Source organism: Bacillus sp. PK3-037 (assembly GCF_054161355.1).
In genome coordinates, this window is the sequence record NZ_CP096408.1 from 1,554,629 (window position 1) to 1,575,939 (window position 21,311).

Consider the following 21,311-nt stretch of genomic DNA (forward strand, 5'->3'; position numbering starts at 1 on the left):
ATTATCCTCTAAACCATATGTGATAAAGAAACAAAATATGACGAAAGCGGGGCGCATGCAAGTTGAATTGGTTGAATCAGCATAAAACGATAATCATGTCAGCGGGCTCTGCTGCTGTTCTTATTGCAGTTCTTTGCCTCTTTTTTTTCAGCGGACATAACAAAGAGCCTGTAAAACAAGTTGTATCTAGTGAAAAGGAAAATGCGGAGGTCAAGCAGGAAGCGGCAAAAGACAAAGCGGAAGAAAATATTGTAATTGATATAAAAGGCGCTGTTAAGCATCCCGGCATTTATGAAATGCATACGGGAGACAGAGTATCGCAGGCTATTGAGAAAGCAGGCGGCATTGGTGAAAAAGCAGATGAAACGCAAGTGAATTTGGCGGAACTTTTACAGGACGGTACAGTGGTGTATATACCGAGTGAGGGAGAAGAGGCGGCGCAGCAAGCGGCCGGCGGTGCTGTACAAAGCAGTACGGGGAAGGAGACTTTCGTCAATATCAACACAGCAACATTAGAGGATTTACAAAACATTTCGGGAGTAGGGCCTTCAAAAGCTGAAGCGATTATTGCGTATCGGGAAGAGAACGGGCGTTTCCAAACAATTGAAGATATCACAAAGGTTTCGGGAATTGGCGAAAAATCTTTTGAAAAAATAAAGTCTTCCATTACAGTAAAGTGAATTGACGGTCATGCATGATGATAGGTAAACTAAAGAACAGGCAACACAACATTTGGAGGGAACAACGTGGAACGAATTTCATGGAACCAATATTTTATGGCTCAAAGCCATTTACTGGCACTGCGCAGCACCTGCCCGAGATTGTCTGTCGGCGCTACCATTGTCAGAGATAAACGCATGATCGCAGGAGGCTATAACGGATCAATCGCAGGCGGCGTACATTGCGCGGATGAAGGATGCTTAATGATAGACGATCATTGCGCGAGAACGATTCACGCGGAAATGAATGCGATACTTCAATGCTCTAAATTTGGAGTGCCGACAGATGGAGCGGAGATATATGTCACGCACTATCCGTGTATTCAATGCTGTAAGTCTATCATTCAAGCCGGTATCAAAACAGTATATTACGCTGAGGATTATAAAACACATCCGTATGCCCAGGAGCTATTTGAGCAATCAGGCGTTACGGTTGAACAGGTTGAACTCGATGAAATGATCGTTGATCTGAAAAACAGAGAAAAGCTTTCATTTGTAGCGGGGCTTTTAGAAAAATTAGCGGATGCCGGTTTTGCAGAGGAAGATTTGAAGAAAATACATGAACAGGCTAATAAACTTTTTACGAGTTATGTGTGATTGATGCGGAATTTGCGTCTATTATTGCCTTTGGCGGCAGCTTCAGCAACGGCTGGAATTGCTGCCGCCTCTTATTTCTCCGCTGTCTTTCTCTTCTTCCTCTTTCTTCTTATTGTGTCAATCAAAACAAGGCACGCTCTACTCATTTTTGTTTGTTTATTCTCTTTTGTACTCAATTTTGCCCTGTTTAAGATCACAGATTCTCAAAATACTTCTTCGTATCAGCAGGGCAGCTATCACTTCAAGGCGGTCATTCATAGTATTCCTAAAATTGACGGGGATCGGATGTCTATGCTGATCAAGACGCCCGATGGCGAAAAATGGGCTGCCTCTTATCGGATTCAGTCATTAGCTGAAAAAGACAAACTGTCACATCTGGAGCCGGGCATGGCATGCGAATTGACTGGTGCTTTGGAGAAGCCAAAACAAGCAACAGTGCCGGGAACATTTGATTATCAACAGTATCTTTATCGGCAGCATATTCATTGGAGCTATTCTGTCACATCTATTGGAAATTGCAGCGAGCCTTCAGGTGTCCGGTATAAGCTTCTCAGTTTGAGAAAATACATCGTATCATTCACGAACACACAGCTTCCGCCAGATTCAGCAGGAATCGTACAGGCGCTTACAGTAGGTGAAAGATCTTATTTGGATGACGATGTGCTTAATGCTTATCAAAGTCTAGGTGTTGTCCATCTATTAGCCATCTCAGGACTCCATATCGGGATTTTGACAGCAGGCCTATTTTACGCAATGATCCGTCTGGGCATAACAAGAGAAAATGCGTCAATCCTATTGCTTTTCTTTCTGCCGATCTATGTTATTTTGACAGGCGCAGCGCCTTCTGTTCTCCGAGCCGCTCTGATGTCGGGCATCTACTTAGCGGGAAGCCTTTTTCAGCAGCTGGTGAATTCTGCCGGGGTAATCTGTCTTTCGTATATTGTCCTCTTGCTTTTTAATCCCTACTACCTTTTTGAAGCTGGATTTCAGCTTTCATTTGCGGTCAGTTTTTCTTTAATTCTCTCATCATCTATTTTTCAGCATATCAAAACGGGTCTGGGACAGCTGACGATCGTATCTGTTATAGCCCAGCTAGGCTCACTGCCCATTCTTCTGTATCATTTTCAGCAGTTTTCTATCATTAGCATTCCGATGAATATGGTGTTGGTGCCTTTTTATACATTCTGTATTTTACCGGCTGCTATTATAGGAGTTATTCTATTATTTTTTTCAGCGTCCATCGGTCAATTTCTGTTCTATTGGTTTGATGTAATGATGACCTGGACCAACAGACTGATCACTAAGATCGCTGATATAGAAATATTCACTATCATCATCTCTCGCCCTGCACCTGCTCTTCTTCTCTTATTCACGCTCACTGTCGTCATATTGCTTATGAGTATTGAGAAATCCTCATTTCTTCGTCTGACAGTGTCCACAGGCCTTTTTTGTGCAACGCTTATCCTGCTCTTTGTTTTCCCTTATGTTAGTTCCGACGGAGAAGTAGATATGATTGATATAGGACAGGGTGACAGTATGTTTGTCAGTGCACCGTATCAGAAAGGTCGTGTTTTAATTGATACGGGAGGCACTTTGTCTTATTCGTCAGAGCCTTGGCGGGAAAAACAGCATCCTTTTTCACTGGGGGAAAAGGTGCTGATCCCTTTTTTAACGGCAAAGGGCATTAAGCAGCTTGATGCGCTGATACTGACGCACGCAGATCAAGATCATATCGGAGAGGCAGAGGTTTTGCTGAAGCATCATAAAGTGAAGCGTCTCATCATTCCGAAGGGGTTTGTTTCTGAATCTCATGATGAGAAAGTGCTGCGGATCGCCAGACAGGAGGGTGTGGCAATTGAAGAGGTGAAGCGGGGTGATGTATTGCAAATAAAGGACTTGCAGTTTCATGTGCTGTCACCGGAAACGCCTGATCCGGCAAGTAAAAATAATTCTTCTCTCGTTCTATGGATGAAAACAGGCAGGCTCAGCTGGCTCCTGACGGGTGATCTGGAAAAAGAGGGGGAACAGGAGGTTATCAATGTGTTCCCGAATATAAAAGCGGATGTGTTAAAGGTAGGGCATCATGGAAGCAAGGGCTCGACCGGTGAAGAATTCATCAAACAGCTTCAGCCAAAAACGGCGGTCATCTCAGCGGGTGAAAACAATAGGTACCATCATCCGCATCAAGAGGTTCTTCAATTGTTAAAGAGCCGATCCATCCGTGTGCTGCGCACGGATCAAAGCGGCACGATCCAATACACGTACAAAAGCGGATCTGGAACCTTTTCTGTTTATCCTCCATATGATACATCAGATATGACAGAGACGAATTAAAAAAGACTGCCGAGAAATCAGCAGCCCGGGCAGTCGTGTTATGAACCAACCAGGTGAATAACCGTTGCCATGACAAACAATAAGGCGAAAAATCCGAAGGACACAACAAAACCAACCGCTGAATCTACAGCATCATTTCGTTTGCTTTGAACGTTTTTTTCAAAATCATTCAATTTCATCCCCCCTGACTGACTTAAGTATAATGGAATCGTTTTGAAAAATCTAGAAGCTAAGGTAACGTTTTCTGTTCTGGTGATTATCGCCTTTTTACAAGCTGTCCCGGGGGCTTGCGAACAGGCGTTTAATATAAATGGGGAAGCAGCTGTCAGGCTTCCTCTTTACTATTTTGCAAACTCAATTTAGGATAGAAGGGGATGATGAAAGAGAGGAAGTCGTACAACAATGGTATTTGATGTGTGGAAAAGCCTGAAAAAAGGAGATGTCCATCCGGTTTATTGTTTATACGGAAAAGAGACGTATCTGCTCCAAGAAACCGTCAGCAGGATCAGACAGACGGTGATTGACCAAGAGACAAAAGATTTCAACCTGTCTGTTTTTGATTTGGAAGAAGACCCGCTGGATCAGGCGATTGCCGACGCTGAAACGTTCCCGTTTATGGGGGAGCGGCGCCTTGTCATTGTGAAAAATCCATATTTTTTAACGGGTGAGAAAAGAAAAGAAAAAGTTGAGCACAACATCAGCGCGCTTGAATCGTATATACAATCACCGGCACCATATACGGTCTTTGTTCTGCTTGCGCCTTATGAAAAACTGGATGAGCGGAAAAAACTGACCAAAGCGCTAAAAAAACAGGCGTTCATGATGGAGGCAAAGGAATTAAACGCGAAGGAAACGACAGACTTTACGATCAATCTGGCGAGAACCGAGCAGAAAACGATCGGCACCGAGGCGGCAGAGCATTTGGTTTTGCTTGTAAACGGGCATCTTTCATCTCTTTTTCAGGAGATTCAGAAACTCTGCACGTTTATTGGAGACCGTGAAGAAATTACGCTGGATGATGTGAAAATGCTTGTGGCGAGAAGCCTGGAACAAAATATCTTTGAACTGATTAATAAAATCGTCAATCGGAAACGAACTGAGAGTCTGCAAATTTTTTATGATTTGCTCAAACAAAATGAAGAACCGATCAAAATTATGGCTCTTATATCGAACCAGTTCCGGCTGATCCTGCAGACGAAATATTTTGCGGAACAAGGGTACGGCCAAAAACAGATTGCCTCTAATTTAAAGGTGCATCCATTCCGGGTAAAGCTGGCGATGGATCAAGCAAGGCTTTTTTCAGAAGCCGAGCTCCGGTCTATTATTGAACAGCTTGCCGTTATGGACTATGAGATGAAAACCGGAAAAAAGGACAAGCAGCTTTTACTAGAGCTTTTTCTCTTGCAGCTGTTAAAAAGAAATGAAAAAAACGATCCTCAATTATGAGGATCGTTTTTGTTTTATGCAGAAAGTCCGTTCACTTGTTTCGCAAGTCTAGATTTGTATCGAGCTGCGGTATTTTTGTGTACAAGACCTGTTTTCACTGCTTTATCAATACGTTTAGCTGCTTCAGTAAGAGCAGTTTTCGCTTTGTCAGCTTCGTTGTTTGCAACAGAAGCTTCAACTTGTTTGATTGCAGTACGCATAGCAGATTTGATTGTCGCGTTATGAGCGCGGCGTTCGTTATTAGTTTTTGTACGTTTAATCGCTGATTTAATGTTTGGCATGTGTTTCACCTCCTAAGATACAACCTGTAGCACAGTGTCTTAAGGTCAAATCTTCTTCACAATAGAACAAATTGTATTCTATCAAACACACCTTTAGATTGCAATATAAATGTAAAGTATTTTTCATTGAAGGAAGGCTTTTAAGCATGATTCATTTTATAAATGGAAACAATATGGATACTGAATATCGAAGGAGGCCCTGTATGAAAAAGAGTGAGCTGGATGTAAATCAGTATTTGGTACGTACGGATTTAGCGGTTGAAACGAAGGAAGCCATGGCTAATCAGCATGCTGTGCCTGCAAAAGAGATAAAAGGTTTTATCGAAAAAGAACGCGATCATGGCGGAATAAAAATCCGTACTGTTGATATCACGAAGGAAGGCGCTGAGCTTTCAGGAAAAAAAGAAGGACGTTATTTAACGATTGAGGCCCAAGGGATCAGAGAAAATGACTCGGAAATGCAAGAGAAAGTCTCTGCTGTATTTGCGGAAGAGTTCTCAGCCTTTCTGGAAAGCCTTAAGATCTCAAAGGATGCGAGCTGTTTAATTGTCGGCCTCGGCAACTGGAACGTGACACCTGATGCGCTCGGTCCGATGGCTGTAGAAAATCTATTGGTGACAAGACATTTATTTAAACTCCAGCCTGAAAATGTGCAGGAGGGCTACAGGCCAGTCAGCGCATTTGCTCCTGGTGTCATGGGAATTACAGGCATCGAAACAAGCGACATTATTAAAGGAGTAATCGAACAGTCAAAACCTGATTTTGTGATAGCCATAGATGCACTTGCGGCGCGTGCGGTAGAAAGGGTCAACACAACCATTCAAATATCAGATACAGGAATTCACCCGGGGTCAGGCGTCGGAAATAAACGTAAAGACTTGAGCAAGGACACCCTGGGCGTACCTGTCATTGCAATCGGTGTACCGACGGTCGTTGACGCGGTAACAATTGCCAGCGATACGGTTGACTACATATTAAAGCATTTTGGCAGAGAAATGAGAGATAACAGTCCGTCGAGATCGCTTGTTCCGGCGGGGATGACGTTTGGGAAAAAGAAAGTGCTTACTGAAGAGGATCTTCCCGACCCAAAACAGCGTCAATCGTTTCTCGGCATTGTCGGGACTCTTGAAGAAAACGAAAAGCGGCAGCTCATTCATGAGGTGCTGGCGCCTCTGGGCCATAATTTGATGGTCACGCCGAAGGAAGTCGATTCATTTATTGACGATATGGCAAATGTGCTGGCAAACGGATTAAATACAGCGCTTCATGAAAAGGTGTCTCAAGAAAACAAAGGCTCCTATAATCACTAAAAAGTTCTACTTCCTCTAGCTTGTTCATAGAGTAATTACTAGACAAGCGCTGGAGGGATTCAATGAGAAATAAACGCAGAAACAGACAAATTGTTGTTGCGGTGAATGGCGGGAAAGCGATAAAGGCGATCTTTCTATTTATCGCAAGCCTAGTAGTGATTTTTGTTTTATCTGGTGTGCTGACGTCTCTCCGGCCGGAACTCAGGCCTTCGTCTGACTCTTTTTACGGGATTGCCGACGAACTGCCGGGTGACGTATTTGCACACTTGCTGCGGATGGAAAACCATTATTTCGCTTCTGACCTTTCTCAAACCGACAGCTCATTTCATCTATCACGTCTTTCTTTAAAGCTGGCGACAAGTATTAATCTCGAAGATCCGCGAAGTTTTCTTGGACGCGAGCTGCCTGGGTTTGCACAATTTGACACAGAAATTCTTTTAGCGGGACAAGGCACCGATTATACAAACATGCCGTCGGAATCCCCGCCGCCTTCAAAGGTGATGCAGGAAGAAAGAGAAGCGAATTTGGCGGAGATTGAAAAACAGCAGACGCAAACAGACAATACGCAAAAAGACCCGCCAAAACAAACAACCGGCGATAAGAAGGTTGTCTTTATCTATCACACGCATAATACGGAATCTTATCTCCCGCTATTAAAAGGTGAAACCGACCCCGATATGGCGCGTCATTCTAAAGCAAACGTCACTCTCGTGGGGGATATGTTCGGAAAAGCGCTGCAATCTCAAGGTATCGGAGCCACAGTTAACAAAACGGATATACAGGCAAAACTGAGCAAAAAAGGTTTGAATTATGCCAGGTCCTACGATGAATCAAGGCCGGTCGTACAGGAAGCCCTTGCGTCAAACAAAAATCTGCAATATATCATTGACATCCATAGAGACTCCAGGCGCAAGAAAAATACGACGGCAACCATTAAAGGGAAAAGCTATGCCCGGGTGGCGTTTGTGGTCGGCAAAAAAAGCAAGAATTTCGAAGAAAACTACAAAATTGCAAGTGAGCTTCACAAGCTGATGGAGAAAAAATACCCGGGACTCAGCACAGGGGTCTTTTCTAAAGGCTCACCAGGCGATAACGGAGTTTACAACCAAGACTTAAACGACAGAGCGCTTTTGCTTGAATTCGGCGGAGTGGATAACAATCTCGAAGAGCTGCAGCGGGCGGCTGACGCAACCGCTGACGTATTCAGCGAAATGTACTGGGATGCTGAAAAGGTTAACGCTGAAAGCGGCGAGACGAAAAAACAATAAGAAATAGGTGATCGAGTTGATTGCATATCTTGGCAAATGCTTGCTTCTGGTGGCGATGATGTTTATAGGCGTCCTGTTCGGCATGCAGCAGGCGAATAACGGCATGCTGAGCATGAAAGGCTATCATGATCCTTCACTAAAAGGCGCGTTTACGCTCACAGACGGAGAAAATAATGAAAAAGAAGCGACTGTTTTAGGGGAAATAGTAACTTCGAAAGATTTAGAAGAGAAACAAAAAGAGCTGGAACAGGTGGAAACATTTAACATTTTCTCTAAAGCCGGAAAAACGCTTTCTGACACAGTGACCAACACAGCCCAATCGATGTATGAATGGGTACGGGATATGAGAAAATAAGTGCTTGAAAGAGAAAAGCAGCCCCAGTATGAGGGGGAACTTTTCTCTTTCTTGTTTTACATTGAATCTTTACAATCCTATTGATATAATCTAAGCTAGTGTATTTTGCGTTTAATAGTAGGAGTGATAGATTGTGACAGATAAAGAAAAGCGTTTAGAGAGGCAGTCGAGAATTCGGAATTTCTCCATCATCGCCCATATTGACCACGGAAAATCGACCTTAGCGGATCGTATTTTAGAAAAAACGTCGGCAATCACTCAACGAGAAATGAAAGAACAATTGCTTGATTCTATGGATCTTGAACGCGAACGGGGCATCACCATTAAATTAAACTCTGTTCAGCTTAAATACAAAGCGAAAGACGGAGAGGAATATATTTTCCACCTGATTGACACACCGGGACACGTCGATTTCACATATGAAGTATCCCGAAGCCTTGCTGCCTGCGAGGGAGCGATACTTGTCGTGGATGCGGCGCAAGGAATTGAAGCGCAGACGCTTGCGAACGTTTACTTGGCGCTTGATAATGACCTTGAAATTCTTCCGGTTATTAACAAAATCGATCTGCCGAGCGCAGAGCCGGAACGTGTTCGCCAAGAGGTGGAGGATGTCATCGGCCTTGACGCATCGGAAGCCGTGCTCGCTTCAGCAAAAGCCGGGATCGGGATTGAAGAGATTTTAGAGCAGATCGTGGAAAAGGTGCCTGCTCCGACCGGAGATCCAGAGGCGCCGCTTAAAGCGCTGATCTTTGACTCGCTTTATGACGCTTACCGCGGTGTCGTGGCTTATATCAGAGTCGTTGAAGGAACGGTAAAGCCGGGGCAAAAAATCAAAATGATGGCAACCGGCAAAGAGTTTGAAGTGACAGAAGTCGGTGTGTTCACGCCGAAAGCAACTCCGACAGATGAACTGACCGTCGGCGATGTCGGCTTTTTAACTGCTGCGATCAAAAATGTCGGTGACACACGCGTCGGTGACACGATAACAAGCGCGGCCAATCAGGCTGCCGAAGCATTGCCTGGATATCGCAAGCTGAACCCGATGGTGTATTGCGGTTTGTATCCGATCGATACGGCCAAATACAACGATTTAAGGGAAGCTCTTGAGAAGCTTGAACTGAATGACTCATCGCTTCAATATGAAGCAGAGACATCCCAAGCGCTCGGATTCGGTTTCCGCTGCGGATTTTTAGGTATGCTTCACATGGAAATCATTCAGGAGCGGATTGAGCGTGAGTTTAAAATCGACCTGATCACAACGGCACCGAGTGTTATCTATGATGTGTATATGACAGACGGCGAAAAGGTTGTTGTCGACAACCCGTCCAACATGCCTGACCCACAAAAGATCGAAAGAATCGAGGAGCCGTATGTAAAAGCGACAATGATGGTGCCGAACGATTATGTCGGTGCGGTGATGGAGCTTTGCCAAGGAAAACGCGGCAATTTTATCGACATGCAATATTTAGACGCAAATCGTGTCAGCATTGTCTATGACATGCCATTAGCGGAAATCGTCTATGAGTTTTTTGATCAGCTGAAATCAAGCACAAAAGGCTACGCGTCCTTTGATTACGAACTGATCGGCTACAAACCGTCTAAACTTGTCAAGATGGACATTATGCTGAACGGAGAAAAAATCGACGCCCTTTCATTTATCGTGCATCGCGATTACGCGTACGAACGCGGAAAAGTAATTGTGGAAAAACTGAAAGAGCTTATTCCGCGCCAGCACTTTGAAGTACCGATTCAAGCGGCGATCGGCCAGAAAATCGTGGCCCGCTCTACCATTAAAGCGATGCGTAAAAACGTATTGGCTAAATGTTACGGCGGAGACATCTCGCGGAAACGGAAGCTTCTTGAAAAACAAAAAGAAGGAAAACGCCGAATGAAGCAGGTCGGCTCAGTTGAAGTGCCGCAAGAAGCATTTATGGCGGTCCTGAAAATGGACGACAGTCCGAAAAAATAATAGAAGCTGCCGCAGTCCTGTACTGCGGCTTCTTTCTGTAAAGAAGGTGAATACATTGAAATCAGCTTATATCCATATTCCATTTTGTGAGCATATTTGCCACTACTGCGATTTCAATAAATATTTTATTCAAAGCCAGCCCGTCGGCGAGTATTTAAACGCACTCGAGAAGGAAATGATAAATACGATAGAAAAAACGGGGCAGCCTGATTTGGATACGATTTTTATCGGAGGAGGCACGCCGACATCCCTCTCAGAGGACCAGCTCAAAAAATTGATGGACATGGTCAGCCGTGTGCTGAAGCCTTCAGACACTTTAAAGGAATTCGCTGTTGAGGCGAACCCGGACGACCTATCGGCAGAAAAACTGAAAATACTCAAGGAAGCGGGCGTTAATCGTTTAAGCTTCGGTGTGCAAACATTCGAAGACGACCTTCTAGAAAAAATCGGACGGGTGCATAAACAAAAAGACGTATTTGCATCTTTTGAACGTGCAAGGGAAATTGGTTTTGAAAATATCAGTCTCGATTTGATGTTCGGTCTTCCCGGACAAACGCTTAAACATCTGGATCATTCTTTAAAAACTGCTTTATCCCTGAACGCAGAGCATTATTCCGTTTACTCTCTCATTGTAGAACCGAAAACGGTATTTTATAATTTGATGCAAAAAGGGCGGCTTCATCTGCCGGCGCAGGAACAGGAAGCCGAAATGTACGAAACGGTGATGAGCCGGATGGAGGCAGCCGGTATTCATCAATACGAAATCAGCAATTTTGCAAAACAAGGCATGGAATCTAAACACAATCTGACGTACTGGAGCAACGAGGAATATTTCGGTTTCGGAGCAGGAGCCCACGGGTATATCGGCGGAATTCGAACGGTAAACGTCGGACCTGTTAAACATTACATTGACCTGATAGCTGAAAAAGGTTTTCCTTACCGGGATACACATGAAGTGACGATGGAAGAACAAATTGAAGAAGAGATGTTTTTAGGATTAAGAAAAACATCCGGCGTCAGCAAAAAACGGTTTGAAGAGAAATACGGTCGTTCTCTTGATAAACTTTTTCACGGCGTTTTAAAAGAGCTTTCTGAAAAGGGACTGATTCTTAACACAGAATCTGCCGTTTGTTTGACTCATCAGGGAAAATTATTGGGTAATGAAGTTTTTGGCGCTTTTTTGGGTGAGTTATAATTGACATTTTTCTTGTGGTTTGATACTTTTGTTATAGATTTAGCACTCGCTTGTTGAGAGTGCTAACAGAGGTGATGATGATGTTAACAAATCGTCAGCTGCTGATCCTTCAGGTCATAATCAACGATTTTATTAAATCGGCGCAGCCGGTCGGATCTAGAACTCTTTCGAAAAAAGATGAAATCACATTTAGCTCTGCAACAATAAGAAACGAGATGGCTGACTTGGAGGAACTGGGCTTTATTGAGAAAACCCACTCTTCCTCAGGGCGTGTTCCGTCGGAAAAAGGGTACCGGTATTATGTTGATCATTTGCTGTCGCCCGTCAAACTGACAAAAACCGACCTAGACCAAATCCACTCGATCTTCAAAGAAAAAATATTCGAGCTGGAAAAGACAGTTCAAAAATCAGCAAAAATTTTGTCCGATCTTACGAATTATACGTCTATCGTACTCGGGCCGAAGTTGAGCGAGAATTATCTTAAACAGATTCAAATCATACCGATTCAGCCCGATAAAGCGGTAGCCATTCTCGTTACCAATACGGGGCATGTGGAAAACAAAACGATTAATTTTCCAACCAAAATGGATCTGTCTGATATTGAAAAGCTGGTAAATATACTGAACGACCGTTTAACCGGTGTTCCGATGGATGAATTGAATGAACGCATTTTTAAAGAAGTTGTCATGTACTTAAGGCAGCACATTAAGAACTACGACAACATACTTGAAGCGCTGCGGTCAACATTTCATTCGACAAGTCACGTTGAAAAATTGTTTTTCGGCGGGAAAATCAATATGCTGAACCAGCCCGAGTTCCATGATATCGGCAGAGTGCGGTCGCTGCTTTCTCTAATCGAAAAGGAGCAGGACGTCTTGAAGCTCGTCCAATCTTCAGATACAGGCATTTCGATTAAAATCGGAAAAGAAAACGACTATGAAGAAATGGAAAACTGCAGCCTGATTACAGCCTCTTATTCAGTAGATAAGAAGCAAATAGGCTCAATTGCGATCATCGGACCAACCCGTATGAATTATTCACGGGTCGTCAGTCTGCTTCAGCATGTGACTTCAGACTTGTCAAAAGCATTAACAAGTTTGTATGATGAGTAAGGGAAATTTGGCAAATTTTATCGAAGGGCATCACCGCCCTTCTCCTTACACTTTTGAGGGAGGTGAACACAATGTCAGAAGAAAAACAAACCGCGGAACAAAACGAAACAGAAGAGCAAGAAGTAATCGAAGAACAAGCTGCCGCTGAAGAACAGCAGGAAGAAACAAACGAAAGCGAACTTCTTCAAAATCAAATTAACGAATTGCAAGGTTTGCTTGAGGAAAAGGAAAACAAACTTTTGCGTGTTCAAGCAGACTTTGAAAACTATAAACGACGCAGCCGTTTAGAAATGGAAGCGTCCCAGAAATACCGTTCTCAAAACATCGTTACTGAATTGCTGCCGGCTCTTGACAGCTTTGAAAGAGCGCTTCAGGTTGAAGCCGACAATGAACAGACGAAAAGTTTGCTCCAAGGAATGGAAATGGTCCACCGCCAGCTCGTAGAAGCCTTGAATAAAGAAGGCGTAGAAGCAATCGAAGCTGTAGGACAGGAATTTGATCCGAACCTTCACCAAGCCGTTATGCAGGCTGAAGATGAAAACTACGGCTCCAACATTGTCGTTGAGGAAATGCAAAAAGGCTACAAGCTTAAGGATCGCGTCATTCGTCCTTCCATGGTAAAAGTGAATCAATAATTACATAGCAGGAGGTTATTCAAGTGAGTAAAGTTATCGGAATCGACTTAGGTACAACAAACTCATGTGTGGCAGTACTTGAAGGCGGCGAGCCTAAAGTTATTGCTAACGCTGAAGGAAACCGCACAACTCCATCAGTTGTCGCATTCAAAAACGGCGAACGCCAAGTAGGGGAAGTGGCTAAACGCCAATCTATCACAAACCCTAACACAATTATGTCTGTCAAACGCCATATGGGTACAGATTACAAAGTTGAAATTGAAGGAAAAGATTACACTCCTCAAGAAGTGTCTGCTATCATCCTTCAACACCTTAAATCATACGCTGAAAGCTATCTCGGCGAAACAGTATCAAAAGCAGTTATCACAGTTCCTGCATACTTTAACGATGCTGAGCGCCAAGCGACAAAAGACGCTGGTAAAATCGCAGGTCTTGAAGTAGAACGTATCATCAACGAGCCGACTGCAGCAGCGCTTGCATACGGACTTGATAAAACAGATGAAGATCAAACGATCCTGGTATACGACCTTGGCGGCGGTACGTTCGACGTTTCCATCCTTGAACTTGGCGACGGTGTATTCGAAGTTCGTTCAACTGCCGGTGACAACCGTCTGGGCGGAGACGATTTTGACCAAGTCATCATCGATCATCTTGTGTCTGAATTCAAAAAAGAAAACGGCATTGATCTGTCAAAAGACAAAATGGCGCTTCAGCGTTTGAAAGACGCAGCTGAGAAAGCGAAAAAAGATCTTTCCGGCGTATCTTCTACGCAAATTTCTTTACCGTTTATCACAGCTGGAGAAGCAGGACCGCTCCACCTTGAACTTACATTAACTCGCGCTAAATTCGAAGAGCTTTCTTCTCATTTAGTAGAGCGCACAATGGGCCCTGTCCGTCAAGCGCTTCAGGATGCAGGACTTTCTGCAAGCGAAATCGACAAAGTCATCCTTGTCGGCGGATCAACTCGTATTCCTGCCGTACAAGAAGCAATCAAAAAAGAAACTGGAAAAGAAGCACATAAAGGCGTAAACCCGGATGAAGTCGTAGCGCTTGGTGCTGCAATTCAGGGCGGCGTTATCACTGGTGACGTAAAAGACGTTGTTCTTCTTGACGTTACACCGCTTTCTCTCGGTATTGAAACAATGGGCGGCGTGTTCACAAAACTGATCGACCGCAACACAACAATTCCGACAAGCAAATCACAAGTGTTCTCAACTGCTGCTGATAACCAAACAGCTGTTGATATCCATGTTCTTCAAGGTGAGCGCCCAATGTCTGCCGACAACAAAACACTCGGCCGCTTCCAGCTTACTGATATCCCGCCAGCACCGCGCGGCGTGCCTCAAATCGAAGTTTCTTTCGATATTGACAAAAACGGTATCGTAAACGTAAGAGCAAAAGACTTAGGCACAGGAAAAGAACAAAACATCACAATCAAATCTTCTTCAGGTCTTTCTGATGATGAGATCGAACGCATGGTAAAAGAAGCGGAAGAAAATGCTGACGCTGACGCGAAGAAAAAAGAAGAAATCGAAGTCCGCAACGAAGCAGATCAGCTTGTTTTCCAAACTGAGAAAACATTAAAAGATCTTGAAGGCAAAGTGGACGAAGAACAAGTGAAAAAAGCCAACGATGCCAAAGACGCTTTAAAAGCAGCGATTGAGAAAAACGAATTTGAAGAGATCAAAGCGAAAAAAGATGAGCTTCAAGCAATCGTTCAAGAGCTTTCTATGAAGCTTTACGAAGAAGCTGCTAAAGCACAGCAAGCTCAAGACGGAGCAAACGCTGAAGGCAAAGCTGATGACAATGTTGTCGACGCTGAATACGAAGAAGTAAACGACGACCAAAACAAAAAATAAGTTTCTTTCTGAGTCAGCCCGCTTTTGGGCTGGCCGAAAAGAACATATTTCATAATCTGATTCAATGGTTAGAAAGTCAAAGTCAGGCATCTCTTGGCTTTGACTTTTTTTCTTGCCCGGGATAAAAGGAATTGAAAAATCATAATTCAAAATGATACAATCTAATTTATGTGAGAAATTCGGGAGAGTGAAGTAGATGAGTAAGCGTGATTACTATGAAGTGCTGGGTGTAAGTAAGAGCGCTTCAAAGGATGAAATAAAAAAGGCTTATCGAAAGCTGTCAAAAAAATATCATCCTGACATTAACAAAGAAGCCGGATCAGATGAAAAGTTTAAAGAAGTCAAAGAAGCGTACGAAGCGCTGTCTGATGACCAAAAACGGTCTCATTACGACCAATTTGGCCATACTGATCCTAACCAAGGCTTCGGTGGCGGCGGTTTTGGCGGCGGTGACTTCGGCGGTTTTGGTTTCGATGATATTTTCTCAAGTATTTTCGGCGGCGGCACTAGACGAAGAGATCCGAATGCACCGCGTCAAGGGGCGGATCTGCAATATACGATGACTTTGTCATTTGAGGATGCCGTTTTCGGAAAAGAAACGACCATCGAGATTCCGCGTGAGGAAACATGCGATACATGTAAAGGCTCAGGGGCGAAACCTGGTACAAATCCAGAAACGTGCTCACACTGCGGAGGCTCCGGTCAGCTAAATGTAGAGCAAAACACGCCGTTTGGTAAAGTTGTCAACAGACGAGTCTGCCACCACTGCGAAGGTACAGGTAAAATCATTAAAAACAAATGTGCGGATTGCGGCGGCAAAGGAAAAATCAAAAAACGCAAAAAAATCAACGTCACAATTCCTGCCGGTGTAGATGACGGGCAGCAGCTGCGTCTCTCAGGACAGGGTGAACCAGGTGTAAACGGCGGCCCTGCCGGGGATTTATTTGTCGTATTCCACGTGCGCGCCCACGAGTTCTTCGAGCGTGACGGCGATGATATTTACTGTGAAATGCCGTTAACGTTTGCTCAGGCTGCTCTCGGTGATGAAGTGGAAGTTCCGACGCTGCATGGAAAAGTGAAATTGAAAATCCCTGCCGGTACACAAACAGGAACAAAATTCAGATTAAGAGGCAAAGGCGTTCAAAATGTCAGAGGCTATGGACAGGGTGACCAGCATATCGTCGTCCGCGTTGTCACTCCGACAAACTTGACAGATAAACAAAAAGATATTATCCGCGAATTTGCCGAAGTCAGCGGAAACCTGCCTGACGAACAGGAAATGAGTTTCTTTGACAAGGTAAAACGCGCGTTTAAAGGCGATTAATTATTGGATGAGGAGTTGGTAGTTTTGAAATGGTCCGAATTAAGCATTCACACAACACATGAAGCGGTCGAACCTATCTCAAATATATTGCATGAAGCTGGTGCAAGTGGGGTTGTGATAGAGGACCCGCTTGATTTAATTAAAGAACGTGAGAATGTGTACGGGGAAATCTACCAGCTCGACCCCAATGATTATCCGAACGAGGGTGTCATTGTCAAAGCGTATCTGCCGGTCAACAGCTTTCTTGGAGAAACGGTAGAGGGCATAAAAGAAACAATTAATAATCTGCTTCTTTATGATATTGATTTGGGCAGAAACCACATCACTATTTCTGAAGTAAATGAAGAAGAGTGGGCGACTGCCTGGAAAAAGTATTATCATCCTGTGAAAATTTCTGAAAAGTTTACAATTGTGCCGACGTGGGAGGAATATACGCCGGTCCATACTGATGAACTGATTATTGAAATGGACCCGGGAATGGCTTTCGGCACAGGGACACATCCGACAACCGTACTCTGCATTCAGGCGCTTGAACGCTTTGTGCAAAAGGGTGATAAGGTGATTGATGTCGGCACTGGTTCGGGAATTTTAAGTATTGCGGCTGCAATGCTTGAGGCTGAATCGGTTCATGCCTACGATCTTGATCCCGTGGCTGTAGAAAGTGCACGCCTCAATCTCAAGCTGAACAAAGTCAGCGATATTGCTCAAGTGAAGCAAAACAATTTGTTAGACGGGATTGAAGGGGAACATGATGTGATTGTGGCCAACATTTTGGCTGAAGTCATTCTTCGCTTTACTTCACAAGCGTACAGCCTGTTAAAAGAAGGCGGCCACTTTATTACGTCAGGAATCATCGGTCATAAAAAACAAGAAGTAAAAGAAGCACTGGAACAAGCTGGCTTTACCATTGTAGAAATCCTTTCAATGGAAGATTGGGTCAGCATTATTGCGAAAAAATAACAGTTAGTAGGTGTCACAGCGTATGCAACGATATTTTATCGAGCTCACGAAGCAGCAAATAGAGGAAGCGCCGGCTTTTTCGATTACCGGCGAAGATGTTCATCATATTGTGAACGTGATGAGAATGAATGAGGGAGATCAGATTATCTGCTGCTCTCAAGACGGCTTCGAGGCAAAATGTGAACTTCAATCTGTTTCCAAAGATAAAGTGTCCTGCCTTGTGATAGAATGGACGAATGAAAACAGAGAGCTTCCGATAAAGGTCTATATTGCGAGCGGCCTTCCGAAAGGAGATAAGCTTGAATGGATTATCCAAAAGGGGACTGAGCTCGGAGCTCATGCCTTTATTCCTTTCCAAGCCGCGCGTTCTGTTGTCAAGCTGGATGACAAAAAGGCAAAGAAAAAGCGGGAAAGATGGACGAAAATTGCAAAGGAAGCGGCTGAGCAATCGTACCGTAACGAAGTGCCGCGAGTGATGGATGTCCATTCTTTTCAGCAGCTTCTTCAAAGGATGCAGGATTTCGATAAATGTGTCGTTGCATACGAGGAGTCATCGAAGCAAGGGGAAATAAGCGCATTGAGCGCGATTGTAAGCAGCCTTCCGAAAGGATCATCTCTATTGATCGTATTTGGTCCAGAAGGCGGTTTAACAGAAGCGGAGGTTGAACGGCTCACAGAGCAAGACGGTGTGACGAGCGGCCTTGGACCGAGAATTTTAAGGACAGAAACCGCTCCGCTATACGCATTGAGCGCGATTTCTTATCAAACAGAGTTATTAAGAGGTGATCAGTAATGGCAACTGTTGCTTTCCATACGCTTGGCTGTAAAGTCAACCATTATGAAACAGAAGCAATCTGGCAGCTTTTCAAAGAAGCGGGCTATGAAAGAAGAGACTTTGAACAAACAGCTGACGTATATGTCATTAATACATGTACGGTAACAAATACGGGAGATAAAAAAAGCCGCCAAGTGATCAGACGCGCCATTCGTCAAAATCCTGACGGCGTCATCTGCGTCACAGGCTGTTATGCGCAAACCTCGCCAGCTGAGATTATGGCAATCCCGGGTGTTGACATTGTAGTCGGAACTCAGGATCGTGAAAAAATGCTCGGCTACATCGATCAATATCGTGAAGAGCGTCAGCCGATCAATGGCGTCAGCAACATTATGAAAGCAAGAGTGTATGAAGAACTTGATGTACCTGCTTTCACGGACCGGACAAGAGCGTCATTGAAAATACAGGAAGGCTGCAATAATTTCTGCACATTCTGTATCATTCCGTGGGCGCGCGGACTTCTCCGTTCACGTGACCCGGAGGAAGTTATTAAACAAGCACAGCAGCTTGTTGATGCGGGTTATAAAGAAATCGTACTTACTGGTATTCATACAGGCGGCTACGGTGAAGATATGAAAGATTACAACTTTGCCAAGCTTTTGAGAGAACTTGACGCCCGTGTTCAAGGCGTGAAACGGATCAGAATTTCGTCCATCGAGGCAAGCCAGATCACAGACGAAGTGATTGAAGTTTTAGACCGTTCAGATAAGATTGTGCGCCATTTGCACATTCCGATTCAATCCGGATCAAACACAGTGCTTAAACGGATGAGACGCAAATACACTATGGAATTTTTCGCTGACCGTTTAAATAAGCTGAAAAAAGCACTTCCGGGCTTAGCCGTAACCTCCGATGTCATTGTAGGCTTCCCTGGCGAAACAGAAGAAGAATTTATGGAAACCTATAACTTTATTAAAGAAAACAGATTTTCTGAACTGCATGTTTTCCCTTACAGCAAACGTACGGGAACGCCAGCTGCGCGGATGGAAGACCAAGTGGATGAAAACGTCAAAAACGAACGTGTACACCGCCTGATTGCACTTTCTGACCAGCTTGCGAAGGAATATGCCTCTGATTATGAAAATGAAGTCCTTGAAATTATCCCTGAGGAAGCATTTAAAGAATCAGATGAAGAAAACATGTATGTCGGCTACACAGACAACTACATGAAAGTTGTTTTCAAAGGTACGGAGGACATGATCGGCAAAATCGTGAAAGTAAAAATACTAAAAGCAGGCTATCCATACAACGAAGGACAGTTTGTCCGTATTGTTGAGGATGACATAACAGAACAAATGCGTATGTCTTCTTAATCTAAAAAACCGGTGCATCTGAATGTGCCGGTTTTTTATGTTCAGTTTTTAGCTGGGATAAGCAGGTTAATAAAGCTGTAGAACAAGTTGGTAAGCGGTAAAAACAAAAGAGCTGATACGACATTAAATAGCAGGCTGAAATGGGCGATTCTTTGGGCAGGGTCCGCCGAGAGCTGTTCAACAAAGCCGGTCGCTGCCGCCAAAAACGGGAATACAATTGCTACGCCGATGATGTTAAACAAAACATGGGCGCACGCTGTCTGTTTTGCCGCATATCCGCCGGATACAGCAGCCATGACAGCTGTAATGCATGTCCCGATGTTTGACCCAAGCACAACGCTCATTGCCTGTGTCAGTCCAATAACGCCTTCATTCATAAAGCTCATTAAAATGCCGACGCAGACAGAACTTGAGTGAATGATTGCAGTTAACACCATGCCGATAAGCAAAGCAGACCAGTTTGAGTCGTTTACATGATGAAGAATCCCTGCACCTGTTTTCAGCTGAGTAAGCGGTTCTGCAAGCCGGCTGAAGCCGCTGATGCAAAAAAAGATAATTCCGAGTCCGAGGAAGCTTGTTCCCAGCTGTTTGAACGGATACCTGCCCGTCAGAAAAAACAGCAAACCGCCAATCAATAGAATCCAAATCAACACATCCATTTTGATTGCAAGAAATTCGGTTGTAAAGGTAGACCCGACATTTGTTCCAAGGATCATCGGTATTGTCCGTTTGAAAGAAAGGGCCCCCGCACTTACAAATCCGATGACAATTACCATAAAGGCGGAGCTGCTTTGGAGAAATCCTGTAAAAACAATACTGATGAGGAATGCTTTTAATGGATGATCCGTAAAAATCAGCAGCTGCTCTTCAATTTTTGAATACGTCAGCGAAATTAAACCTTTCCGAAGCATGTTCATTCCTGCGAGAAAGAATAATATAAGAGCAGTAAAACTAATCAGAAGCAACATTTTATTCACCAACCCCTTTCTATCATTATATAGACAGGCAGTCCCGCTCATGACGGAAAAGTGAACTCACTTAGTTGACCTGACTGAAGGCTTATATTATAATGTCAAAGTACATGTTTATATGTGTAACTTAAAGGTAGTCGATTGGTGTATTCGGAGGGAGGGAAAGAGAATGTCAAAAACGGTCGTTAGAAAAAACGAATCGCTTGAAGATGCTCTTCGTCGCTTCAAACGCAGTGTATCAAAGACAGGTACTTTGCAAGAAGCAAGAAAGCGCGAATTTTATGAAAAACCTAGCGTAAAGCGCAAGAAAAAGTCTGAAGCTGCTAGAAAACGCAAATTCTAAAAGAGGGTGGATTTATGAGTCTTCTTGAGCGACTTAACCAAGATATGAAGCTATATATGAAAAGCCGTGAGAAAGACAAACTGACTGTCGTTCGAATGGTTAAGGCTTCACTTCAAAACGAAGCAATTAAGCTTAAGAAAGACAGTTTGACCGAGGATGAGGAACTCACTGTCCTTTCTCGTGAACTTAAGCAACGTAAAGACTCCCTCCAGGAATTTTCAAACGCTAATCGTTTAGATTTAGTAGATAAAGTTCAAAAAGAGCTGGACATTTTAGAAGTTTATTTACCACAGCAGCTATCAGAAGAAGAGCTGCGTACAATCGTAAATGAAACCATCGCAGAGGTCGGTGCGAGCTCAAAAGCGGACATGGGCAAAGTGATGGGGGCAATTATGCCTAAAGTAAAAGGTAAAGCTGACGGAAGTTTAATTAATAAGCTTGTGAGCAGTCAACTGTCTTAAATGGCTAAGAAAAGGACATCTTTC

22 protein-coding genes are annotated in these 21,311 nt (G+C 43.9%); 19 read left to right on the forward strand and 3 right to left on the reverse strand.

The window, feature by feature from the left end; genetic code table 11:
• Positions 1-62 precede the first annotated feature (62 nt).
• The 3 genes from M1D69_RS08005 (at position 63) to M1D69_RS08015 (ending at position 3,650) form a co-directional block, all read left to right on the forward strand.
• Positions 63-680, forward strand: a complete 618-nt coding sequence (locus M1D69_RS08005; protein ID WP_458104069.1) for a helix-hairpin-helix domain-containing protein — start codon at positions 63-65, stop codon at positions 678-680.
• A gap of 66 nt (positions 681-746) precedes the next feature.
• Positions 747-1,316 (forward strand): ComE operon protein 2, encoded by a 570-nt coding sequence (locus M1D69_RS08010; protein WP_458104068.1) that lies wholly within the window; start codon positions 747-749, stop codon positions 1,314-1,316.
• Between the two features lie 3 nt (positions 1,317-1,319).
• Positions 1,320-3,650 (forward strand): DNA internalization-related competence protein ComEC/Rec2, encoded by a 2,331-nt coding sequence (locus M1D69_RS08015; RefSeq protein WP_458106181.1) that lies wholly within the window; start codon positions 1,320-1,322, stop codon positions 3,648-3,650.
• A gap of 38 nt (positions 3,651-3,688) precedes the next feature.
• On the opposite strand, the gene M1D69_RS08020 is transcribed toward M1D69_RS08015, so the two are convergent.
• A complete protein-coding gene (locus tag M1D69_RS08020; RefSeq protein WP_010335005.1) occupies positions 3,689-3,823 on the reverse strand; it encodes a YqzM family protein in 135 nt (44 codons plus the stop codon).
• Between the two features lie 40 nt (positions 3,824-3,863).
• Here M1D69_RS08020 and M1D69_RS08025 point away from each other — a divergent pair, with 40 nt between their 5' ends.
• Both M1D69_RS08025 and holA read left to right on the forward strand, forming a co-directional pair.
• Entirely contained in the window at positions 3,864-4,013 is a 150-nt protein-coding gene (locus tag M1D69_RS08025) for a hypothetical protein (protein ID WP_003229985.1), read from the forward strand.
• Between the two features lie 39 nt (positions 4,014-4,052).
• The gene (holA, locus tag M1D69_RS08030; RefSeq protein WP_458104067.1) at positions 4,053-5,096 is read left to right on the forward strand and encodes a DNA polymerase III subunit delta; all 1,044 of its coding nucleotides are present in this window, start codon (positions 4,053-4,055) and stop codon (positions 5,094-5,096) included.
• A 14-nt stretch (positions 5,097-5,110) separates the two neighbouring features.
• Here holA and rpsT read toward each other — a convergent pair whose 3' ends face one another.
• A complete protein-coding gene (rpsT, locus tag M1D69_RS08035) occupies positions 5,111-5,377 on the reverse strand; it encodes a 30S ribosomal protein S20 (protein ID WP_458104066.1) in 267 nt (88 codons plus the stop codon).
• Between the two features lie 203 nt (positions 5,378-5,580).
• On the opposite strand from rpsT, the gene gpr reads away from it, so the two are divergent.
• The 12 genes from gpr (at position 5,581) to mtaB (ending at position 19,512) form a co-directional block, all read left to right on the forward strand.
• Positions 5,581-6,687, forward strand: a complete 1,107-nt coding sequence (gene gpr, locus M1D69_RS08040; protein ID WP_458104065.1) for a GPR endopeptidase — start codon at positions 5,581-5,583, stop codon at positions 6,685-6,687.
• 62 nt (positions 6,688-6,749) lie between these two features.
• Positions 6,750-7,955 (forward strand): spore autolysin SpoIIP, encoded by a 1,206-nt coding sequence (spoIIP, locus tag M1D69_RS08045; RefSeq protein ID WP_044154491.1) that lies wholly within the window; start codon positions 6,750-6,752, stop codon positions 7,953-7,955.
• A gap of 16 nt (positions 7,956-7,971) precedes the next feature.
• Positions 7,972-8,310 (forward strand): YqxA family protein, encoded by a 339-nt coding sequence (locus tag M1D69_RS08050; RefSeq protein ID WP_458104064.1) that lies wholly within the window; start codon positions 7,972-7,974, stop codon positions 8,308-8,310.
• 133 nt (positions 8,311-8,443) lie between these two features.
• On the forward strand, positions 8,444-10,279 hold the full coding sequence (lepA, locus tag M1D69_RS08055) for a translation elongation factor 4 (protein WP_044154493.1): 1,836 nt from the start codon (positions 8,444-8,446) through the stop codon (positions 10,277-10,279).
• Positions 10,280-10,334: 55 nt separating this feature from the next.
• A complete protein-coding gene (gene hemW, locus M1D69_RS08060; RefSeq protein WP_458104063.1) occupies positions 10,335-11,474 on the forward strand; it encodes a radical SAM family heme chaperone HemW in 1,140 nt (379 codons plus the stop codon).
• Positions 11,475-11,554: 80 nt separating this feature from the next.
• Complete coding sequence (hrcA, locus tag M1D69_RS08065) at positions 11,555-12,586, forward strand: heat-inducible transcriptional repressor HrcA (protein ID WP_024122104.1); 1,032 nt, start codon at positions 11,555-11,557, stop codon at positions 12,584-12,586.
• A 71-nt stretch (positions 12,587-12,657) separates the two neighbouring features.
• Positions 12,658-13,221 carry a nucleotide exchange factor GrpE gene (grpE, locus tag M1D69_RS08070; RefSeq protein ID WP_024122103.1) on the forward strand — a complete coding sequence of 188 codons (564 nt, stop codon included), beginning with the start codon at positions 12,658-12,660 and terminating at the stop codon, positions 13,219-13,221.
• 23 nt (positions 13,222-13,244) lie between these two features.
• A complete protein-coding gene (gene dnaK / locus M1D69_RS08075) occupies positions 13,245-15,080 on the forward strand; it encodes a molecular chaperone DnaK (RefSeq protein ID WP_024122102.1) in 1,836 nt (611 codons plus the stop codon).
• Positions 15,081-15,276: 196 nt separating this feature from the next.
• Complete coding sequence (dnaJ, locus tag M1D69_RS08080; RefSeq protein ID WP_458104062.1) at positions 15,277-16,404, forward strand: molecular chaperone DnaJ; 1,128 nt, start codon at positions 15,277-15,279, stop codon at positions 16,402-16,404.
• 24 nt (positions 16,405-16,428) lie between these two features.
• The gene (gene prmA / locus M1D69_RS08085; RefSeq protein WP_458104061.1) at positions 16,429-17,364 is read left to right on the forward strand and encodes a 50S ribosomal protein L11 methyltransferase; all 936 of its coding nucleotides are present in this window, start codon (positions 16,429-16,431) and stop codon (positions 17,362-17,364) included.
• Positions 17,365-17,386: 22 nt separating this feature from the next.
• Complete coding sequence (locus tag M1D69_RS08090) at positions 17,387-18,157, forward strand: 16S rRNA (uracil(1498)-N(3))-methyltransferase (protein ID WP_458104060.1); 771 nt, start codon at positions 17,387-17,389, stop codon at positions 18,155-18,157.
• Positions 18,157-19,512 carry a tRNA (N(6)-L-threonylcarbamoyladenosine(37)-C(2))-methylthiotransferase MtaB gene (gene mtaB / locus M1D69_RS08095; RefSeq protein WP_458104059.1) on the forward strand — a complete coding sequence of 452 codons (1,356 nt, stop codon included), beginning with the start codon at positions 18,157-18,159 and terminating at the stop codon, positions 19,510-19,512. The genes M1D69_RS08090 and mtaB overlap by 1 nt, the downstream gene beginning before the upstream one ends.
• A gap of 41 nt (positions 19,513-19,553) precedes the next feature.
• Here mtaB and M1D69_RS08100 read toward each other — a convergent pair whose 3' ends face one another.
• Positions 19,554-20,480 carry a Na/Pi symporter gene (locus tag M1D69_RS08100; RefSeq protein ID WP_439024948.1) on the reverse strand — a complete coding sequence of 309 codons (927 nt, stop codon included), beginning with the start codon at positions 20,478-20,480 and terminating at the stop codon, positions 19,554-19,556.
• 172 nt (positions 20,481-20,652) lie between these two features.
• Here M1D69_RS08100 and rpsU point away from each other — a divergent pair, with 172 nt between their 5' ends.
• Both rpsU and M1D69_RS08110 read left to right on the forward strand, forming a co-directional pair.
• Positions 20,653-20,826, forward strand: a complete 174-nt coding sequence (gene rpsU / locus M1D69_RS08105; protein WP_003152957.1) for a 30S ribosomal protein S21 — start codon at positions 20,653-20,655, stop codon at positions 20,824-20,826.
• 14 nt (positions 20,827-20,840) lie between these two features.
• A complete protein-coding gene (locus M1D69_RS08110; protein WP_010334989.1) occupies positions 20,841-21,287 on the forward strand; it encodes a GatB/YqeY domain-containing protein in 447 nt (148 codons plus the stop codon).
• The last annotated feature ends 24 nt before the right edge of the window (positions 21,288-21,311 follow it).

What these genes read in the sequence shown, in the direction of transcription:
- M1D69_RS08015 (WP_458106181.1), top strand. Translation starts at nt 1,320, where the DNA reads ATGCGGAATTTGCGTCTATTATTGCCTTTGGCGGCAGCTTCAGCAACG.
- holA (WP_458104067.1), top strand. Translation starts at nt 4,053, where the DNA reads ATGGTATTTGATGTGTGGAAAAGCCTGAAAAAAGGAGATGTCCATCCG.
- rpsT (WP_458104066.1), bottom strand. Translation starts at nt 5,377, where the DNA reads ATGCCAAACATTAAATCAGCGATTAAACGTACAAAAACTAATAACGAA.
- gpr (WP_458104065.1), top strand. Translation starts at nt 5,581, where the DNA reads ATGAAAAAGAGTGAGCTGGATGTAAATCAGTATTTGGTACGTACGGAT.
- spoIIP (WP_044154491.1), top strand. Translation starts at nt 6,750, where the DNA reads ATGAGAAATAAACGCAGAAACAGACAAATTGTTGTTGCGGTGAATGGC.
- hrcA (WP_024122104.1), top strand. Translation starts at nt 11,555, where the DNA reads ATGTTAACAAATCGTCAGCTGCTGATCCTTCAGGTCATAATCAACGAT.
- grpE (WP_024122103.1), top strand. Translation starts at nt 12,658, where the DNA reads ATGTCAGAAGAAAAACAAACCGCGGAACAAAACGAAACAGAAGAGCAA.
- dnaJ (WP_458104062.1), top strand. Translation starts at nt 15,277, where the DNA reads ATGAGTAAGCGTGATTACTATGAAGTGCTGGGTGTAAGTAAGAGCGCT.
- M1D69_RS08090 (WP_458104060.1), top strand. Translation starts at nt 17,387, where the DNA reads ATGCAACGATATTTTATCGAGCTCACGAAGCAGCAAATAGAGGAAGCG.
- mtaB (WP_458104059.1), top strand. Translation starts at nt 18,157, where the DNA reads ATGGCAACTGTTGCTTTCCATACGCTTGGCTGTAAAGTCAACCATTAT.
- M1D69_RS08100 (WP_439024948.1), bottom strand. Translation starts at nt 20,480, where the DNA reads ATGTTGCTTCTGATTAGTTTTACTGCTCTTATATTATTCTTTCTCGCA.
- rpsU (WP_003152957.1), top strand. Translation starts at nt 20,653, where the DNA reads ATGTCAAAAACGGTCGTTAGAAAAAACGAATCGCTTGAAGATGCTCTT.
- M1D69_RS08110 (WP_010334989.1), top strand. Translation starts at nt 20,841, where the DNA reads ATGAGTCTTCTTGAGCGACTTAACCAAGATATGAAGCTATATATGAAA.